1 protein-coding gene is annotated in these 725 nt (G+C 46.2%); it reads left to right on the top strand.

Annotated features, from left to right (window positions below; all coding sequences use genetic code 11):
- Positions 1-725 (top strand): extracellular solute-binding protein (locus ACWHAR_RS26895; protein ID WP_452088404.1); only part of this gene is annotated, 725 nt, incomplete at both ends.

The raw sequence follows: 725 nt of genomic DNA, 5'->3' as shown, positions 1-725 counted from the left end.
CCAACTTAAACAAAATGAACAAACTCATTAATAAAAATGTGACAATTGACGGCAAGCTCTACGGGATATACAGAGAGCGCCCGCTTTCCAGACAGGGGATCGTCATTCGGAAGGACTGGCTGGACAATTTAAATTTGAAAACCCCGAAAACGTTGGATGAGCTTTATGAAGTGGCCAAAGCATTTACGGAGGACGACCCGGACAAGGATGGGGAAGATAATACGATCGGGCTGGCAGACCGTAATGACTTGATTTACGGCGCGTTTAAAACGATTGGCTCGTATGAAGGCATGCCTACAGATTGGAAGGAATCAGGCGGCAAATTCACGCCTGATTTCATGACACAGGAATACAAAGACACGATGAACTATATGAAAAAGCTGCGTGATAACGGGTATATGAATAAGGATTTTCCCGTCACAAGCAAAACCCAGCAGCAGGAGCTGTTTTCGCAAGGAAAAGCCGGAATTTATATTGGCAATATGGTAGATGCGGTCAATCTGCGCGACCATGCCTCTGATAAATCGATGAAGCTCGAGATCGTCAACCGCATAAAAGGCCCAGATGGGAAAGAGCGGGTATGGGCATCAGGAGGCCATAACGGCGTGTTTGCTTTCCCGAAAACGAGTGTGAAAACGGAAGCTGAGCTTAAACGGATCTTGGCTTTTTTTGACCGAATTGCCGAAGAAGATGTCTATAGCCTGATGACTTATGGCATTGACGGC

Source organism: Bacillus sp. LR--39 (genome assembly GCF_053613335.1).
The sequence above is the reverse complement of the archived record's forward strand: the minus strand, read 5'-3'. Positions and strand labels throughout refer to the sequence as shown.